15 protein-coding genes are annotated in these 16683 nt (G+C 67.0%); 4 read left to right on the top strand and 11 right to left on the bottom strand.

Annotation, left to right across the window (positions count from 1 at the left end; all coding sequences use genetic code 11):
* Positions 1–76 precede the first annotated feature (76 nt).
* Together gdhA and KWG56_RS07110 are read left to right on the top strand one after the other, a co-directional pair.
* Positions 77–1426: an NADP-specific glutamate dehydrogenase gene (gdhA, locus tag KWG56_RS07115; RefSeq protein ID WP_244999683.1), complete on the top strand. Its 1350-nt coding sequence runs from the start codon at positions 77–79 to the stop codon at positions 1424–1426.
* Positions 1427–1540: 114 nt separating this feature from the next.
* Entirely contained in the window at positions 1541–2125 is a 585-nt protein-coding gene (locus tag KWG56_RS07110; RefSeq protein ID WP_244999682.1) for a DUF2239 family protein, read from the top strand.
* Here the strand turns inward: KWG56_RS07110 and KWG56_RS07105 are convergent.
* From KWG56_RS07105 to KWG56_RS07085, 5 genes are all read right to left on the bottom strand, one after another.
* Positions 2103–3899, bottom strand: a complete 1797-nt coding sequence (locus KWG56_RS07105; protein ID WP_219354247.1) for a response regulator — start codon at positions 3897–3899, stop codon at positions 2103–2105. The genes KWG56_RS07110 and KWG56_RS07105 overlap by 23 nt on opposite strands.
* A gap of 105 nt (positions 3900–4004) precedes the next feature.
* A complete protein-coding gene (locus tag KWG56_RS07100) occupies positions 4005–4700 on the bottom strand; it encodes a hypothetical protein (RefSeq protein ID WP_219354246.1) in 696 nt (231 codons plus the stop codon).
* Positions 4700–5704, bottom strand: coding sequence for a cobaltochelatase subunit CobS (gene cobS / locus KWG56_RS07095; RefSeq protein WP_201098001.1), 1005 nt, complete (start codon positions 5702–5704; stop codon positions 4700–4702). Before cobS ends, KWG56_RS07100 begins: the two co-directional genes overlap by 1 nt.
* 9 nt (positions 5705–5713) lie before the next feature.
* On the bottom strand, positions 5714–6814 hold the full coding sequence (locus KWG56_RS07090) for an FAD-dependent oxidoreductase (protein ID WP_219354245.1): 1101 nt from the start codon (positions 6812–6814) through the stop codon (positions 5714–5716).
* 30 nt (positions 6815–6844) lie between these two features.
* Positions 6845–7273 (bottom strand): organic hydroperoxide resistance protein, encoded by a 429-nt coding sequence (locus tag KWG56_RS07085; protein WP_219354244.1) that lies wholly within the window; start codon positions 7271–7273, stop codon positions 6845–6847.
* Positions 7274–7368: 95 nt separating this feature from the next.
* On the opposite strand from KWG56_RS07085, the gene KWG56_RS07080 reads away from it, so the two are divergent.
* Positions 7369–9843 (top strand): penicillin-binding protein 1A, encoded by a 2475-nt coding sequence (locus tag KWG56_RS07080; protein WP_219354243.1) that lies wholly within the window; start codon positions 7369–7371, stop codon positions 9841–9843.
* A 106-nt stretch (positions 9844–9949) separates the two neighbouring features.
* Positions 9950–11072 (top strand): peptide chain release factor 2 gene (prfB, locus tag KWG56_RS07075; protein ID WP_219354242.1). Its coding sequence is split into 2 segments (ribosomal slippage): positions 9950–10018 and positions 10020–11072, totalling 1122 coding nucleotides; the frame shifts between segments, so codons are not numbered across the junction.
* A 76-nt stretch (positions 11073–11148) separates the two neighbouring features.
* Here prfB and KWG56_RS07070 read toward each other — a convergent pair.
* The 6 genes from KWG56_RS07070 to KWG56_RS07045 form a co-directional block, all read right to left on the bottom strand.
* Entirely contained in the window at positions 11149–11688 is a 540-nt protein-coding gene (locus KWG56_RS07070) for a bactofilin family protein (RefSeq protein WP_244999681.1), read from the bottom strand.
* On the bottom strand, positions 11672–12820 hold the full coding sequence (locus KWG56_RS07065; protein WP_219354241.1) for a M23 family metallopeptidase: 1149 nt from the start codon (positions 12818–12820) through the stop codon (positions 11672–11674). The genes KWG56_RS07070 and KWG56_RS07065 overlap by 17 nt, the downstream gene beginning before the upstream one ends.
* 168 nt (positions 12821–12988) lie before the next feature.
* A complete protein-coding gene (gene bcp / locus KWG56_RS07060; RefSeq protein ID WP_219354240.1) occupies positions 12989–13453 on the bottom strand; it encodes a thioredoxin-dependent thiol peroxidase in 465 nt (154 codons plus the stop codon).
* A gap of 48 nt (positions 13454–13501) precedes the next feature.
* Positions 13502–14311 (bottom strand): 16S rRNA (adenine(1518)-N(6)/adenine(1519)-N(6))-dimethyltransferase RsmA, encoded by an 810-nt coding sequence (gene rsmA / locus KWG56_RS07055; protein WP_219354239.1) that lies wholly within the window; start codon positions 14309–14311, stop codon positions 13502–13504.
* Positions 14312–14319: 8 nt separating this feature from the next.
* Positions 14320–15312, bottom strand: a complete 993-nt coding sequence (gene pdxA, locus KWG56_RS07050) for a 4-hydroxythreonine-4-phosphate dehydrogenase PdxA (RefSeq protein ID WP_219354238.1) — start codon at positions 15310–15312, stop codon at positions 14320–14322.
* A complete protein-coding gene (locus KWG56_RS07045; protein WP_244999680.1) occupies positions 15312–16658 on the bottom strand; it encodes a peptidylprolyl isomerase in 1347 nt (448 codons plus the stop codon). Before KWG56_RS07045 ends, pdxA begins: the two co-directional genes overlap by 1 nt.
* Between the last annotated feature and the right edge of the window lie 25 nt (positions 16659–16683).

The raw sequence follows: 16683 nt of genomic DNA, 5'->3' as shown, positions 1-16683 counted from the left end.
TCGAAGATTTCTAGCTATGCAGCACGCCGAACGGCGTTGGCTCCTCCCGACGCTGGCTAGCCTGACGGAGTGCGACTTGACCCAGATCGACGAAAAGCTCGAGCCTATCTTGGCGGAAGTGCTGCGCCGGAACGCGGGCGAAGCCGAGTTCCATCAGGCGGTGCGCGAAGTGCTGGAAAGCCTGGGCCGGGTCGTGGCCAAACATCCGAACTATGCCGACGATGCCCTGATCGAACGCATCTGCGAGCCGGAACGCCAGATCATCTTCCGCGTGCCGTGGGTCGATGACGCCAATCAGGTGCAGATCAACCGCGGCTTCCGCGTGCAGTTCAACTCGGGCCTGGGTCCGTACAAGGGCGGCATCCGCTTCCACCCGTCAGTAAACCTGGGGATCATCAAGTTCCTGGGCTTTGAGCAGATCTTCAAGAACGCCCTGACCGGCCTGCCGATCGGCGGCGGCAAGGGCGGGTCGGACTTCAATCCGCGCGGTCGCTCGGACGGCGAGATCATGCGTTTCTGTCAGTCGTTCATGACCGAGCTGTACCGCCACCTGGGCGAATATACCGACGTACCCGCAGGCGACATCGGCGTGGGCGCGCGCGAGATCGGCTTCATGTTCGGCCAGTACAAGCGCCTGACCAACCGCTATGAGGCGGGCGTCCTGACAGGCAAGGGACTGGTCTATGGCGGATCGCGCGCCCGGACCGAGGCGACCGGCTATGGCACGGTCTATTTCGTCGAGCGGATGCTGGGCACCAAGGGAATCGCGATGGAGGGCAAACGCGCCATCGTCTCCGGCTCGGGCAATGTGGCCATCTATGCGATCGAGAAGGTCCAGGCGTTTGGCGGCAAGGTCGTCGCCTGTTCGGACTCCAACGGCTATGTCGTCGACGAGCAGGGTATCGATCTGGATCTGGTCAAGCAGATCAAGGAAAAGTCGCGCGGTCGGATCTCGGAATATGTGGCCTTGCGCGGCGCGGGCGCCCACTATGTCGAGGGCGGCTCCATCTGGGATGTTGCGGGCGACATCGCCCTGCCTTGCGCCACCCAGAACGAGCTGACGGGCCACGACGCCAGGCAACTGGTCGCCAATGGCGTGCTGGCGGTGGGCGAGGGGGCGAACATGCCCTGCACGCCGGAAGCCGTGCGTATCTTTCAGGAAGCGGGCGTCATGTTTGCGCCGGGCAAGGCCGCCAATGCCGGCGGCGTCGCCACCTCGGCCCTGGAGATGCAGCAGAACGCCTCGCGCGACAGCTGGAGCTTCGAGGACACCGAGGCGCGACTGGCGACAATCATGCACTCGATCCACGATCGCTGCGCCGAGACGGCGGACGAATACGGCGTGCCGGGCGACTATGTGCTGGGCGCCAACATCACCGGCTTCGTGCGGGTGGCCGAGGCCATGCGCGCCTTCGGCGTGATCTGATGAAAAGACGGACGGCGGTGCGTCATGGCGCCGCCGTCCTTGCCCAGCCCGCCGGGTTGATTTGACGGCGTGATTTTATCCGGGCAATTCGGGGCCTCGAACGAGGAGCCGAAGATGATCCCCACTTTCGACATGCAGTGCGCGGCCTTTTCCGGTCAGCGTCTGATCGCCGAAGGGCGGCCGCAGGACGTGTTGGATGCAGTCAAGGCGGCGACGGACGCAGGCGAGGGCGTGCTGGTCTTCGATCTGGCGAGCGGTCATGCCGTCGAGTTCGATCTGCGCGGCGATCTGGAGACGGCGCTGGCGCGGCTGCCGGTCGCGGCGCCTGAGCCCAAGAAGGGACCAGGGCGGCCCCGGCTGGGGGTGACGGCGCGCGAGGTGACCCTGTTGCCGCGTCACTGGGACTGGCTGGCCGGTCAGCCGGGCGGCGCCTCGGCGGCCCTACGCAAGATGGTCGAGGCGGCGATGCGCGAGGCCGAGGGGCCGGATCGGGCGCGCCGCGCGCAAGAGGCGGCCTATCGGTTCATGACCGCGCTGGCTGGGGACCTGGCCAACTATGAAGAGGCTGTGCGGATGTTGTTCGCAGGCGACCGCACCGGGTTTGCGGCGGCGACCGTCGATTGGCCCCAGGGCCTGCGCGACACAGCGCGGGGCATGGCGGAGCCCAGCTGGGCGGTCAGGCCGCCAGAGGCTGTCTGAAGCTCTGCTGCACCACGCGGTGGAGGTCGTCGATCTCTATGGGCTTTCGCAGAACCCCGTCGGCCCCCGCCTGCATGTAGCGGGCGACGTCGTCCTCGAACACATTGGCCGTCAGCATATGGACCAGGGCGCGGGGGCGACCAGCGGCGGCCTCGGTCGCGCGGATGGCGGTCAGGGCCGTGATGCCGTCCATGACGGGCATCATCGCATCCATCAGCACCAGGTCGAATGAAGCGTCGGACAGAGCGTCCAGCGCCTCCTTGCCGTTCTCGACAAAGACCAGGTTGATGTCGAACGGCTCCAGCAGCAGGGCCAGCAGCTTGCGGTTGGCGGGGTGGTCCTCGGCGATCAAGATGGACGGGCGGTCATCCGCAGGCGGGCTGGCGGTCCGGTGCGGCGCCGGGGGCAGGTCGATCTCGACAGGCAGGGGGACGGCGTGGACCGTCGTGCGCTCCGCCGTGAAGCCGAACCAGAAGACAGCGCCGTGCGGCTGGGCGGCGCGGACGCCCAGATCGCCGCCCAGAGCCAGGACGCTGGCGCGGCAGATGGCCAGGCCCAGGCCTGCGCCGCCGACGGCGCGCCCGGCCTCAAGCTGCTCGAACGGCTGGAAGATGCGCTCCCGCTGGTCCTGGGGCACGCCCGGACCCTGATCGTGAACCTCGAAGCTCAGGGCGACGGCGCCGTCCGATGCGGGCTGGGCCTGGGCGACGATGCGGATCACGCCGTTCGGCGTCAGCTTCAACGCGTTGGACAGGAAGTTGATGATCACCTGTTCGACCTTGGCCACGTCCGTCTGGACGACGAAGTCCTCGGGGCGGCCCAGCAACTCCAGCTCCAGCGACAGGTTCAGCTCCTCGACGCGGGCGCCCCAGACGCGGACGATGGCCGTCAGGGTCTGGGCCAGATCGGCGGGCGCCATCTGAACCTCGGACTGGCCGGATTCGATCTTGGAGATGTCCAGCGCGCCGTTCAGCAGGCGCAGCAACATGCCGCCCGCATCCGCCATGTCGTCGATCATGCCCGCCTCCGCCGAGGGCAGGCGGCGGCGTTTCAGAACCTCGGCCAGACCCAGGACGACGTTCAGGGGTGTGCGGACCTCGTGGCTGATCATGGCCAGGAAACGGGACTTGGCCTGGTTGGCGCGTTCGGCGGCGGCGCGGTCGATCTCGGACTGAGACAGGGCGGCCTGAAGCTGTTGCGACTGTTCGGACATCTCCAGCATCAGCCGGACGGTCTCGCGGTCGGTGCGCCATTGGCGCCAGGCGGCGCTGACGACGCCGAGCGTCAGCATAAGGACCGGCATCTGCAGGGTGGGGCTGACGCCGGGTTCGATGAAGGTGATCCAGAAGATGGCGGCCATGGGGGGAACCACCGCGGCCGCGAAGCTGAGGCGGCTGGCGTGGGCCTGAAGGGCGCCGACCATCAGCACGCCCGAGATCAGCAGGATCAGGTGGATATGAAGGTCTGGCAGCAAACGCCAGGCGGCCAGCACGAACAGGCTGTTGTGCACCGCCAGCGCCAGGGTGATCGCCTCGGTCCAGCGCTTGAGCCTGAGACCGCCGCCCGGCGCATCCGGCTGCGCCAGACTGCGCCGGGTCACACGCCACAGCATGACATAGAGCGGCCCTTGCACGGCGAAGAAGCCGATGCCCCAGACCCAGCCGCTGAGCCATACGGTCAGAAAGATGACTGCAGCGACCGACGCCAGCCGCACTGGAAACAAGTCTCTGTACCGCTCCGCGTAGGCGCGAACGTACTCAGTGCTGTCAATCATGAACCAGGCCCCACTCGAACTGTGTCGTAGGGCGTGAGTCCTTAAAGAGCGATCAATCGCGGGGGGTGGCTAATGGCCGGATGTGTTGATGACGGCGGCGCGAACCTAATCGAGCCACAGGTCATGAGGTTCTGAAACCGCTTCGAAATTCGGCCCGTCCACGCTGAACCCCCGACGGCGTAGTGTCGTCGTCATCGTCGGCAAGGCGCCCCGCAGCAATTCGCCATCGGCTGCGCGGAACACCAGATAGCGGCCATTGGGCCTGACGGCGATGGGGGTGCTGCAAGACCCGCGGCCGCCATGCTGGTTCAAATCTGTGATCGGATACCAGTTGTACAGGTTATCCGCTGAGGGAAGGGGGCCGCTCGCAGGGATGCGATCTGTCAGATCAGCCAGGTCATAGTCGGCATTCTCGTCCGTCGTGACAAAACCGCCTGCGGAGAATGGCTGCTGTGGCGAACCTTTCAGGATCTCGACGGCACGGAACGTCACGGTCGATGCCTTTAACGTCTGATACTCAGCCTGATAGGCGTCATAGTCGGCGGCGATTGCGCTGGCCCATTCCGGACGTGCGCTTGCCAGGGCTTCGGCGCGTTCCTTGGCGAAAAACGTCGTGGTGTCCCAGGGCGTGATTGAATCCACCACGACCACTTCGATGAAGGCGGCGGCGGCCACCATGCGTTCGGCAAGCCGGTCGGCCTGAATTCTGAGGCCCGACTCTGAGTAGCTTGGGCTGCTGCAGGCGAGAGCAGCGGACGGCATGCAGACCAGCAGGGCCAGGCATGCCGTCAGGGCGCGCATCACCCCACCTTCACCCGTGTCGCCGCTTCGGGCAGGTCTTCGCCGAATGCGCGCTGGTAGAACTCCGCGATGGTGGGGCGTTCCAGTTCGTCGCACTTGTTCAGGAAGGTCAGGCGGAAGGACAGGGCCACATCGCCGCCGAAGATGATGGCGTTCTGGGCCCAGGTGATGACCGTGCGCGGCGACATGACTGTGGAGATGTCGCCGTTCATGAAGGCGTTGCGGGTCATGTCGGCGACGCGGACCATGGCGGCGATGCGGCGCTTGCCCTCGGCGTCCGACCACTCGGGCACCTTGGCGGCGACGATCTCGGCCTCGACGTCGTGATCGAGGTAGTTCAGCGTCGTGACGATGTTCCAGCGGTCCAGCTGGGCCTGATTGATCTGTTGCGCGCCGTGATACAGGCCCGTGGTGTCGCCCAGACCGATGGTGTTGGTCGTGGCGAACAGGCGGAAATGCTTGTTGGGGCGGATGACGCGGTTCTGGTCCAGCAGGGTCAGACGGCCCTGCGCCTCCAGCACGCGCTGGATCACGAACATGACGTCCGGGCGGCCCGCATCATATTCATCGAAGACCAGGGCGACGGGGCGTTGCAGCGACCAGGGCAGGATGCCCTCGCGGAACTCGGTGATCTGCTTGCCGTCCTTCAGGACGATGGCGTCCTTGCCGATCAGGTCGATGCGGCTGACGTGGCTGTCCAGGTTCACGCGCACCAGCGGCCAGTTCAGGCGGGCGGCGACCTGTTCGATATGGGTCGATTTGCCGGTGCCGTGATAGCCCTGGACCATGACGCGGCGGTCAAAGGCGAAGCCTGCGGCGATGGCGATGGTCGTCTGGGGATCGAAGCGATAGGCCTCGTCGATCTCGGGCACATGGCTGTCGCGCTCGTTGAAGCACGGCACGGTCATGTCGCTGTCCACGCCGAACGCTTCGCGAAGCGTCACGCGGCGGTGGGGTTCAAGCGTCAGCAGCGGATCGGGGGAGGCGTCGAGCGGCGAGGTCATGGCCCTCGATTAGCGCAGTGGGATCGGGTGGTCGAGGCCCATGCCGACACGAAGCGCACGGTTGATCAAACCGGGGAAACGCGTGGCGATGGGCGGCAGGGTTCGCTTGGCCGTATTGGCGATGAAACCGTCGTCCGTGACGAACCGGGTGATGGCGCGGATGGTCTTTACGACGGCGGCGTCGGCGGGACGGCGCAGGCGGTCATAGTCGTCAATGCAGCTGGTTTCGCCATTCAGGAAGTCCGCCGCGCAGGCTGAGAAGACCCAGGCGTCCTCTATGCCCAGGTTCATGCCGCGTCCGCCGATGGGTGAGTGGATATGTGCGGCGTCTCCGCCCAGAGCGATCCGACCGACGGACAGCCGATCCGCGATGCGGTGCGACACCGTGAAATCGCTGCGCCAGCGGATTTCACCCAGCCGCCAATCCCTGGGGATGCTGTCGATCAGCGGCTGGCCGAAGGTGAACAGCCGCACGGTCTTGCCCGCATAGGGCAGGCAGATGAAGGCGCGGCCGACGCCGAAATTGACCCAGACCTGATCCGTGGGTGGCCCCTCGATCTCTGCATCCATCAGATGCCAGGCCTGGGACGCGCTGTCGCCGGGGAAGCTGATGTTCAGGGCGTGGCGGGCGACGGAATGGGCGCCGTCGGCGGCGAACAACAGCGGCGTGGTCAGCGCCTCTCCATCCGCAAAGACGGCGGTGACGGCGTCGTCGGTCTGGCGGACGCCGGTCAGGGCGCGCCCGCGTTCGACGGTGACACCCAGAACAGACAGAGCCGCGATCAGATGCGCCTCGGACCGGGCCTGGGGCAGGATGGTCATGGGATAGGGCGATCCCATCCGGCTCCAGTCCGGCGTGACGGTCGCCAGCGGTTGGCCGTCGTAGAACAGGCGGATGCCGTCGACCCTGTTGCCCTCAGCGACGATGGCGGCGGCGACGCCGCTGTCTGTCAGAAGTTCAAGGGTGCGCGGGCTGACGGCGAGCGCGCGGGAGGTGGCGTGCGGCGCAGCGTCTGCGTCCAGAATGCGCACGGAGACGCCGCGACGGGTCAGGAAGAGGGCGGCGGCCAGTCCGACAGGACCGGCCCCTATGATCAGCACAGGCGGCATGGCGGGCCTCCGCTCTTCCTGAGGGGCGTGTCAGACCGCCGTCAGCTTCACATCGACATTGCCGCGCGTGGCGTTGGAGTAGGGGCAGACCTGGTGCGCCTTCTGGATCAGGTCGTCGATGACCGCTTGCTCCAGACCGTGATCCGAGATCTCCAGTTCGACATCCAGATTGAACCCTTCGCCTCTGGTGTTCTTGCCGAAGCCAATGCCTGCGGTGATCTTTGTGTCAGGGCCGACGGGCGTGCCCGCCTTGCCGCTGACCAGACGCAGGGCGCCTAGGTAGCAGGCCGCGTAGCCGGTGGCGAAAAGCTGTTCCGGGTTGGTCCCGTCGCCGCCCTTGCCGCCCATTTCCTTGGGCGTGGACAGTTTTACGTCGATCTTGCCGTCGTCGGTCGCCGAACGGCCGTCTTCGCGGCCGCCGCCGGATGCAGTGGCGTGGGCGCGGTACAGAACTTCCATGGTCTGGCTCCTATCAATGGGAATGACTGAGATGGGCGTCTAACGACCCAGCTGAAGGGGCGTTGCAAACAAGGCGCGGCGCGGGCTCTAGCGGAATGGCCCCGACGCGGGCTAAAGCAGGCTTTCGAGACGCGTCGTCGGAGTACGAAGTGAAGATTGCGGAACGCTGGTTCGTATGGGCGGGCATGGTCTTGTTGGGCGGCATCGCCCTGGCGGGGCTGGTTGTCGCCGTCTATGCGGCGTGGCTGTTCCACGACCTGCCGGATGCGTCGGAGCTGGCGGACTATACGCCGCCGACCGCTACGCGGGTCTATGCCGGCGACGGCACCCTGATCGGCGAGTTTTCAGACGAGCGGCGGATTTTCGTATCCTACGACCAGATCCCGGCGACAGTGGTTCACGCCTTCCTGGCGGCGGAAGACAGCAACTTCTTCCAGCACGGCGGCATCGACGTGGGCGGCATCGGCCGGGCCTCGATCAAGAACGTCTTCAACCTGGCGTCCGGTCGGCGGCTCGAGGGCGGGTCCACAATCACCCAGCAGGTGGCCAAGAACGTCCTGCTGACCAACGAATCCAGCCTGAACCGCAAGCTGAAGGAAGCCATTCTGGCTAGCCGCCTGGAGGCCAGCCTGTCCAAGGAGCGGATCCTTGAGCTGTATCTGAACGAAATCTTCCTGGGCTATCGGTCGTACGGCATCGCCTCGGCGGCCTATAACTACTTCGGCAAGTCGCTGAACCAGCTGACGCCGGACGAGGCGGCTTTCCTGGCGTCGCTGCCCAAGGGGCCGAACAACTATCATCCCAAGCGTCACCCCGAAGCGGCCCTGGGCCGTCGCAACTGGGTGCTGGGCGAAATGGGCCAGAGCGGCTGGCTGACCCCGGCGCAGGTCGCCGAGGCGCGCGCTCGGCCCCTGACCACTCAGGATGCGCCCAAGCGGGCCGAATATCAGGACGCCGACTTCTTTGTTGAAGAGGCCCGACGTCAGGCCGCCGCCAATCCCAAGTTCGGCGAGCAACTGCGCGCGGGCGGCTTCTATATGCGCACGACGCTGGACCCGACGCTGCAGACGGCGGCGCGTGAGGCCCTGATGCAAGGGCTGGAGAACTATGACCGTCGCCACGGCTGGCGCGGGGGCTGGGGCACGACCGACTTCGCCGACGGCTGGCAGGCCGCCGCGCTGAAGGAGCAGGCGCCGCCCGAACGCCGCACCTGGGAAGCCGCCGCCATCGAGAGCGTCAGCGGCGCCAGCGTGCGCATCATCACGGCCAAGGGCAATGAGACGGGCAATCTGATCCCCGGCGACGCCGCCTGGGCCAACGCCAATCGCCAGCTTCGTCGCGGCGAATTGATCTTCGTCGAGAAGAAGGGCAGCCAGTTCGCCCTGAAACAGGTGCCGCGCGTCAACGGCGCCCTGGTGGCGGTCGAGCCCCAGTCGGGCCGGGTGCTGGCGATGGTCGGCGGCTATTCCTATGCGCTGTCCAGCTTCAACCGCGCGACCCAGGCCAAGCGCCAGCCGGGTTCGGCGTTCAAGCCCTTCGTCTACGCAACCGCGCTGGAGGGCGACTTCAGCCCGGCGTCGATCGTGCTGGATGCGCCGATCAGCTTTGCGGGCGGGCCGAACGGCCAGCGCTGGACGCCTGAAAACTACAGCCGCCAGTATTATGGCCCGCAGACCCTGCGGCGCGGGCTGGAGCTGTCGCGCAACGTCATGACCGTGCGTCTGGCCTCGACGGTCGGCATGAACAAGATCGTGGCCCTGTCGGACAAGATGGGCATTCCCGGCCTGACGCCGAACCTGTCGGTGTCGCTGGGCGCGGGGGAGGTGACGCCGCTGGAGATCACCACGGCCTACGCCGCCTTCGCCAACGGCGGGCGCCGGGTGAACCCCTATCTGATCGACTATGTCCAGGACCGTCACGGCGAGACGATCTTCCGCGCCGACGACCGCACCTGCCGCGAATGCGGGCGCGGCTTCTCGGGCCAGGAATCGCCGCGCCTGCAACCGCGTGGAACCCAGGTCATCGACCCCATCACCGCCTATCAGATGAGTTCGATGCTGGAAGGCGTGGTCCAGCGCGGCACCGCCGCCAGCGCGCGCGGCCTGGGCCGCTGGGTCGCGGGCAAGACGGGCACGACCAACGAGTACCGTTCGGCCTGGTTCGTCGGCTTCACAACCGACATCGTGGTCGGTGTCTTCATCGGCTTTGACGACAACCGTTCGCTGGGGTCCGGTGAAGCGGGCGCCTCGGCGGCTGTGCCGGTCTTCACCCAGTTCATGCAGACGGCGCTGAAAGAGCGTCCGGCGCGTCCGTTCGTCCGGCCAAAGAATGCGATCTTCCGCGTGGTGAACGGCATCGAGGAGGCCTTCCGGCCCGGCACAGAGCGTCAGGCCCCGGCGGTCGAGGCGCCGGCCACGCCGGTCGGTCCGCAGAACTACAACGACGTCATCCGCCGCGAGCAGGAGGCCCGCACGAACGCGGGCGCATCGGCCCCGCCGCCGACCCAGGCCGCGCCGCCGCCCATTCCTCAACGCCGCGAACCGGCCGAGGACTTGAGCGGATTGTATTGAGGCCTTAGGTAGGGACTTCGAACGGCGCGTCTTCGGGCGCGCCGTTTTCGTTCTTTGTCGCCCTGTCGCACAGACCTCAGGGCTTTTTCTGTCGCTGGAGATTGCGATGAGACCGGATGTCGAGGCCATGAAGGCCGACATCGAGCAGAGCGTCGCTCTGCTCAGGAGGCGTCTTTGACTGGGATGTCGCTCTAAGAAAGCTCGATGAGCTGAACGCGCGGGTCGAAGACCCGACGCTGTGGGACAAACCGGACGAAGCCCAGGCCGTCAGCCGCGAACGCTCGCAGCTGGAAGGCAAGATCAACACCGTCAAGGCGATGGAGCAGGACCTTGAAGACGGGGTCATGCTGGCCGAGATGGCGGACGAGGAAGGCGACGAAAGCGCGCTGGAGGACGCCCGCGAATCCCTGCGCGGCATCAAGGAGCGCGCGGCCCGCGCCGAGCTGGAGGCCCTGCTGTCCGGCGAGGCTGATTCCAACGACGCCTATCTCGAAGTGAACTCCGGCGCGGGAGGCACCGAGTCCAACGACTGGGCCGGAATGCTGCTGCGGATGTATTCGCGCTGGGCCAAGGCGCACGGTTATGAGGTCACCATCGAGGCCCACGAAGAGGGTGAACAGGCGGGCGTGAAGTCGGCCACCATCCTGATCGAAGGCCCCAACGCCTACGGCTGGCTGAAGTCGGAATCGGGCGTGCACCGTCTGGTCCGCATCAGCCCCTATGATGCGGCGGCCAAGCGGCACACCAGCTTCGCCTCCATCGGGGTGTCGCCGGTCGTGGACGACACGATCGAGATCGACATCAATCCGTCGGACGTGCGCACCGACACCTATCGCGCCTCGGGCGCAGGCGGTCAGCACATCAACAAGACGGACTCGGCGGTGCGCCTGACCCACACCCCGACCAATACGGTCGTGGCCTGCCAGGCGGGCCGGTCGCAGCACCAGAACCGGGAAATGGCCTGGAAGATGCTGCGGGCGCGCCTGTACGAACTGGAGCTGCAGAAGCGCGAGGCGGCGGCCCAGGCATTGGCCGACGCCAAGACCGACATCGGCTGGGGCCACCAGATCCGGTCCTATGTCCTGCAGCCGTATCAGATGGTGAAGGACCTGCGCACCGAGGTCGAAACCTCGGACACCCAAGGGGTTCTGGACGGCGATCTGGACCAGTTCATGGGGGCGGCCCTGGCGGCGCGTGTCGGCGAGACCCGCGGCTCCAGCGCCGACTGATCGACGCAGAGAACCAACGAAAAAGAGGCGGTCCGGAACCGGGCCGCCTCTTTCAATTCCGACGCTGGATGGCGGCCTATTCGGCCGGAACGGGCTCTGGCGTGTTCTGGGCGGCGGGCGTGGTCAGGACGGGCGTGACCACGGGGCCAGATTGGGAGGCTGGGGTTGGGGCAGCGACTGCAGCCGGTCGCTGAGCCTGGGTGACGCGGCCTTGAAAGTAGGCGCCGACGTCGATCGACAGCTGTTCCGCCGTGATGTCGCCTTCCAGATGGGCGGTGGACACCAGCTTGACCTGCTTGCCCTTGACGCCGCCCAGAACACGACCCCGCACCTCGATGGCGTCGGCGGTGATGCTGCCCTCGACTTGGCCGGTCTCACCGACGATCAGATGGGCGACGCGCACATCGCCCTTGACCTGGCCGTCGATCTGGAGATCGCCAGCGCCGGTGATCTGGCCTTCGAAGACTAGGTCTGCGGACAGGGTGGACAGGCTGCGAAGCGGCGCTTCAACGACCTCCGTGCTGGGGGGCGGCGGCATATCGGGCAGGGGCGGGATCACCGTCGGGCCGGGACGAAAGGCGCGGTCGCTGGCGGGTTTGCTAGTCTTGTTGAACAAGTTGATCTCCTGCTCTGAGGAAGCGTGCGGGATTCTGGGGGCGGCCGTTCAGCCAGACTTCGTAGTGAAGATGGACGCCTGTTGAGCGCCCGGTGGTGCCCATGGCGCCCAGCCGCTGGGCCAGGGCGACGGGCTGGCCGGTTTCGACGCCTAAAGTGTTCAGATGAGCGTAGCGGGTCTTGAAACCGTTGCCGTGATCGATCTCGACCGTATTGCCATAGCCCGTGCGCACCCCCGCGAAGGCCACGACGCCCGGCGCAGTCGAATAGACCGGCGTGTTCAGCCCGTCGGCGAAATCCTGGCCCTCATGGATGGCGGGGCGGCCGTCGAACGGGTCGATGCGCACGCCGAAGCCGGATGTGGTGCGCGAGGCCGTGGGGCGGCTGAAGGGCAGGGTGTCCGCGGCCTGGGTCAGGTTGCGCAGGCTGTGCAGGGATCGGGCGGCGTGACGGATTCGCACGGCGAACGGTTCGTCCACATCCAGAATGGCGGCCAGGGCGCGGGGATCGCGCGCCTCGATCAGGGGGCCGCCCAGAGCCTGATTAGCGTCGGGCGTATAGGCGGCGGGGTTCAAGCCGGCCAGACGAAAGGCCAGGCGCAGGCGCTCGCCGCGCGTCTGGGCGAAGGTCTCGGCGCGGTCCAGCAACTGCTCCTGATCCATGCGGACGGCGATGAGGCGTTGGATCGGATTGGCGCTGGTCGAGGGCGGCGCCGGGGCCAGGGCCTCAGCCGCGCCTTCGACGCCGTGGAGGTTCTGCATCACCAGGGTCAGGGCCGCGTGGCGCCGCTCGATCAGGTCCAGCGACTGCTCCATGCCGCCGCCGGAGGCGGACATCTGCGCCACAGCGCTTTCCAGACGGGCCTGAAGGTCGGCGTTCAGCCGCTCCGACGCCGCACGCGCCTGCATCACCTGGGCGTCGGCGCGCTGGGCGCTGATCAGATTGAAGATGAACCCGCCGGAAGCGATCGCCAGCCAGATCAGGCCCGCCAGAGCCGCAACGCCGATGAGAATCTGGCGCCGGGTGGTCAGCGCCCAGGCGCGGATGTCGTCATGGGTGCGCAGATAGAGATAACGAGTAGGCAGCCGTCGCTCGACAAACGACCCCTGCTGCGGCTGTTCCGTCTCTTGCATGTGCAACGCCCCCACGTTGAGAGGCGCAGTTATTCAGGCAAACGTGACAGCTGCAATATGGTTTGCGCGCCGCACAGGCGGAAACCGGCGTCGGCGGGCCGTTCCGGGGCGTAATTCTTCTGATCGACAGCCAGAGAAACTGTCGCCTGACCTGTTCCGACGCAGATGTCAGCCCAGGGTGCGGGCGGCGTCCAGAACGGCCTGGGCGTGGCCTGCGACCTTCACATTGCGCCAGGCGCGGGCGACCTTGCCCTCGGCGTCGATCAGGAAGCTGGCGCGCTCGATGCCCATATATTCGCGGCCGTACAGCTTCTTCTGCACCCATACGCCCCAGGCCTCGCAGGCCGCGCCGTCCTCGTCAGAGGCCAGGATCAGGTTCAGCTCGTGCTTGGCCTTGAACCTGTCGTGCTTCTTCACCGTGTCCTTGGACACGCCAATGACGGACACGCCCAGGGCGGCGAAATCAGCGGCCAGGGCGGTGAAGTCCAAGGCCTCACGCGTGCAGCCTGTCGTGTCGTCCTTGGGGTAGAAATAGACGACGGCAGGCTTCCCCTTCAGCGCAGCAAGCGAAACCTGCCCACCGTTGTCGGTGGGCAGGTCCAGGGCGGGGGCGGGTTGTCCTTGCTCGGTCATGGGGCGTCTTCTTTTCAGGCTCGGTCCCGCCAGAAGCGGGGGCAGGGTTCAGGCCAGGGCGTCGGCCAGGCGCAGGAAGCCCGCCACGTCGATGGTTTCGGCGCGCGCGTCGGGTTCGATGCCTGCGGCTTCGCACAGGGCGGCGCCGCCCAGTTGTTTCAGGCTGGAGCGCAGCATCTTGCGGCGTTGGCCGAAGGCGGCGGCGGTGACGCGCTCCAGCTTCTTGAGCCGCTCGGGGCTGGGGCGCTCGGCCAGCGGGACCAGATGCACGACGGCGGAGGCCACCTTGGGCGGAGGGGTGAAGGCGGCGGCGGGCAGGTGCATGACGATGCGCGCGGTGCAGACGGCCTGGGAGATCACGGCCAGACGGCCATAGGCGTCTTCACCCGGACCAGCGGCGACGCGTTCGGCGACCTCCTTCTGGAACATCAGGGTCAGGCTGTGCGGCAGCCACGGCCCCGTAAGCCATTTGATCAACAGGGCCGTGCCGACGTTGTAGGGCAGGTTGGAGACCAGATGGGCCGGGCCGGAAACCAGATCGGCCTCCTTCACCTTCAGGGCGTCGGCTTCCACGATGGTCAGGCGGCCGGAGCCGTCGTCCAGTTCGGACAGCAGGGGGATGAAGCGGGGGTCTTTCTCGACCAGGACCACAGGACCGGCGTCGGATTCCTGCAGGGCGCGGGTCAGGCCGCCGGGGCCGGGCCCGACCTCGATCACGGCGCGGCCTTCGAACGGGCCAGCCAGCCGCACGATCTTGCGGGTGACGTTCAGGTCCAGCAGGAAATGCTGGCCGAAGCTCTTCTTGGCCGAAAGGCCGTGGGCGTCGAGGGTTTCGCGGAGGGAAGGTTGGTCGGTCACACGCCCTGTTAGCGCGCGCCGCGCGCCTTCGCCATCTCCGATGCCAGTCGGATGGCGGCGATCATGCTGTCGGGACGTGCGATCCCCTTGCCCGCAATGTCGAAGCCGGTGCCGTGGTCGGGCGAGGTGCGGATGACGGGCAGGCCCAGCGAGACGTTCACGCCGCCCCAGAAGTCCAGCGTCTTGACCGGGATCAGGGCCTGATCGTGGTACATGCAGATGGCGGCGTCATAGGTGGCGCGGGCCTCGTCATGGAACAGGGTGTCGGCGGACCGGGGGTCGGTGATGTCGATGCCCTCGGCCCGCAGTTGTCGGGCGACCGGGATCAGGATGTCGATTTCCTGAAGGCCCAGGGCGCCGCCTTCACCCGCATGGGGGTTCAGGGCGGCCATGGCCAGACGCGGGCGGGCGATGGCGAAGTCGCGCTTCAGGCTTTCATGGACGACGCGGGCGGTGCGGGCGACGCGCTCGGCGGTGACCAGTTCCGGCACCTGATCCAGAGCGACGTGGATGGTCACCAGACAGGCGCGCAGGTTCTGGGCCGTCAGCATCATCACCGGGCCGCGCGTGCCGGGGTAGGGGGCGTCGGCGGTCAGTTCGGCGATGAACTCGGTATGACCCGGAAAGCGGAAGCCCGACGCATACATGGGCGCCTTGGCGATGGGGGCGGTGACCACGCCGGACGCCTCTCCGGACAGGGCGAAGCTGACCGCCTCTTCAATGCCGTCGGCGACGGAGGGGGCGTTGGCGGGATCGGGACGGCCAACCTCGACCGGACGGGGAAGGGGACGGTGAATGACCGGCAGGGCGGAGGCGAACCGATACGCTGCGTCCGCTGGCGTCATGATCTCCGCCACAGGCACACCCTGACGCCGCATCAGATCGGCGTCGCCAATGACGGCGAAGGGGGCGGCCTCAGTCGAAAGCGCGCGCCAGGAGGCGGCGATGATCTCCGGCCCGACGCCGGCGGGTTCGCCCAGCGTCAGAACCAGAGGCCTCATTATTTGAACTCGATCAGGGCGTCGTTGCGGATGTCGCGCAGATAGCGACGCTCGAGCACCGATAGGTTCTGACCACGCAGGCGGTTTTCCACCTGCTGGCGCGACGGGGCTTCCGGCCCGCCGACGCGACGACCGCACAGGGCGACCAGATGCAGGCCCAGCGGGGTGCGGATCGGCGTCGAGATGGCGCCGACTTCACTGGTGCGGGCGAACTGCTGGAACTGGGGCGCCAGGTTGGCGATGTCCGATTCGCCCAGGTCCGCGCCGGTCACACTCTGGGTCGCGCGCGCCGTGGACAGGATGCTGTCGCAGGTCAGGCCCTGACGCATGGCTTCCAGCGTGCGGGTCGCGGCGGTGATCTGGGCCTCGGTCGCGGCTTCGGGCAGTTCGACCATGACCTGCTTCAGTGACGCCAGGCTGGTGGAGGCGCCGTCGCGCTTGTCACGCAGATACAGGATATAGACGCCGCCCTCGACCGGGATCGGGTTGGACAGCTGTCCAGGCTGAAGCTGGTCCAGCGCGGCCTGAAGCGGCGGCTGCAGCGAGGCCTTGATGACCCAGCCGGCATCGCCGGGGACGCGCGACGAGGCGGAGGGCGCCGAGGAGAACTGTTGGGCGACGGCCTGGAAGGGCGCGCCCTGAATGATCTGCTGCACCAGTTGGCGCGCGCCGTTCAGCGCCGCCTGCTGACCGCCAACGCGGGCGGCTTCAATATAGATTTCGCCGAGCAGATACTGCGGCTGGGCCGCAGCTTCGTTCAGGCGGCGGATTTCCTGGTCGATCTGCAGGGTGCTGGCGCGGGCGCGCGAGCCGAAGCGGCCGCCGGTCAAGCGCTGCCAGCCGATCTCGATACGCAGGTTTTCGCGGAATGCGTCAGGGTTGATGCCGCCTTCCTGCAGGAAATGCATGTAGTCGGCAGGCGTGGCGCCGGCGCGACGGGCCATGTCGGCGATCTCCTCGTCGACGTCGGCGGCGGTGACCGTCAACTGCTTGAACTTGGTCATCTCCTGCGCCTTGAGGCGGTCTTCGATGAGGTTGTTCAGCGCGGCCTGCTGGATGGCGGGCAGATTTTCCTCGGTCGGCTGGACCTGGGCCGAGGCGATCAGCATCAGCATCCGCTGGCGCAGATCAAAGCCGGTGATGATCTGGTCGTTGACCGTGGCCACGATGCCGTCGGCCAGCTGGAACTGGGGTTGGGTCGCGGTGTGCGGCGCAGGCGCAACCTCGGCGGCCGGATTCGGCGCGCCGGCGACTGCGCCAGGAGCGGGAGCCGTCTGACCGTAGGCCGAACCGGCGAGGAGGAACGCCGCGAGCGCAGCCCCCGTCGAATAACGCATCAAACCCATAGGTCTTCCTGATTCCTCACAGCGG

The organism is Brevundimonas nasdae, assembly GCF_019395145.1.
GTDB lineage: Bacteria > Pseudomonadota > Alphaproteobacteria > Caulobacterales > Caulobacteraceae > Brevundimonas > Brevundimonas nasdae.
Note: the sequence above shows the minus strand (reverse complement) of the source record. Positions and strands in the feature narration are given on the sequence as shown.

Bases quoted from the DNA above. Each gene is read 5' to 3' on its own strand.
- KWG56_RS07110 (WP_244999682.1), top strand. From the start codon at position 1,541: ATGATCCCCACTTTCGACATGCAGTGCGCGGCCTTTTCCGGTCAGCGT.
- KWG56_RS07105 (WP_219354247.1), bottom strand. From the start codon at position 3,899: ATGATTGACAGCACTGAGTACGTTCGCGCCTACGCGGAGCGGTACAGA.
- KWG56_RS07100 (WP_219354246.1), bottom strand. From the start codon at position 4,700: ATGCGCGCCCTGACGGCATGCCTGGCCCTGCTGGTCTGCATGCCGTCC.
- cobS (WP_201098001.1), bottom strand. From the start codon at position 5,704: ATGACCTCGCCGCTCGACGCCTCCCCCGATCCGCTGCTGACGCTTGAA.
- KWG56_RS07090 (WP_219354245.1), bottom strand. From the start codon at position 6,814: ATGCCGCCTGTGCTGATCATAGGGGCCGGTCCTGTCGGACTGGCCGCC.
- KWG56_RS07085 (WP_219354244.1), bottom strand. From the start codon at position 7,273: ATGGAAGTTCTGTACCGCGCCCACGCCACTGCATCCGGCGGCGGCCGC.
- KWG56_RS07080 (WP_219354243.1), top strand. From the start codon at position 7,369: ATGGCCCCGACGCGGGCTAAAGCAGGCTTTCGAGACGCGTCGTCGGAG.
- KWG56_RS07065 (WP_219354241.1), bottom strand. From the start codon at position 12,820: ATGCAAGAGACGGAACAGCCGCAGCAGGGGTCGTTTGTCGAGCGACGG.
- bcp (WP_219354240.1), bottom strand. From the start codon at position 13,453: ATGACCGAGCAAGGACAACCCGCCCCCGCCCTGGACCTGCCCACCGAC.
- pdxA (WP_219354238.1), bottom strand. From the start codon at position 15,312: ATGAGGCCTCTGGTTCTGACGCTGGGCGAACCCGCCGGCGTCGGGCCG.
- KWG56_RS07045 (WP_244999680.1), bottom strand. From the start codon at position 16,658: ATGGGTTTGATGCGTTATTCGACGGGGGCTGCGCTCGCGGCGTTCCTC.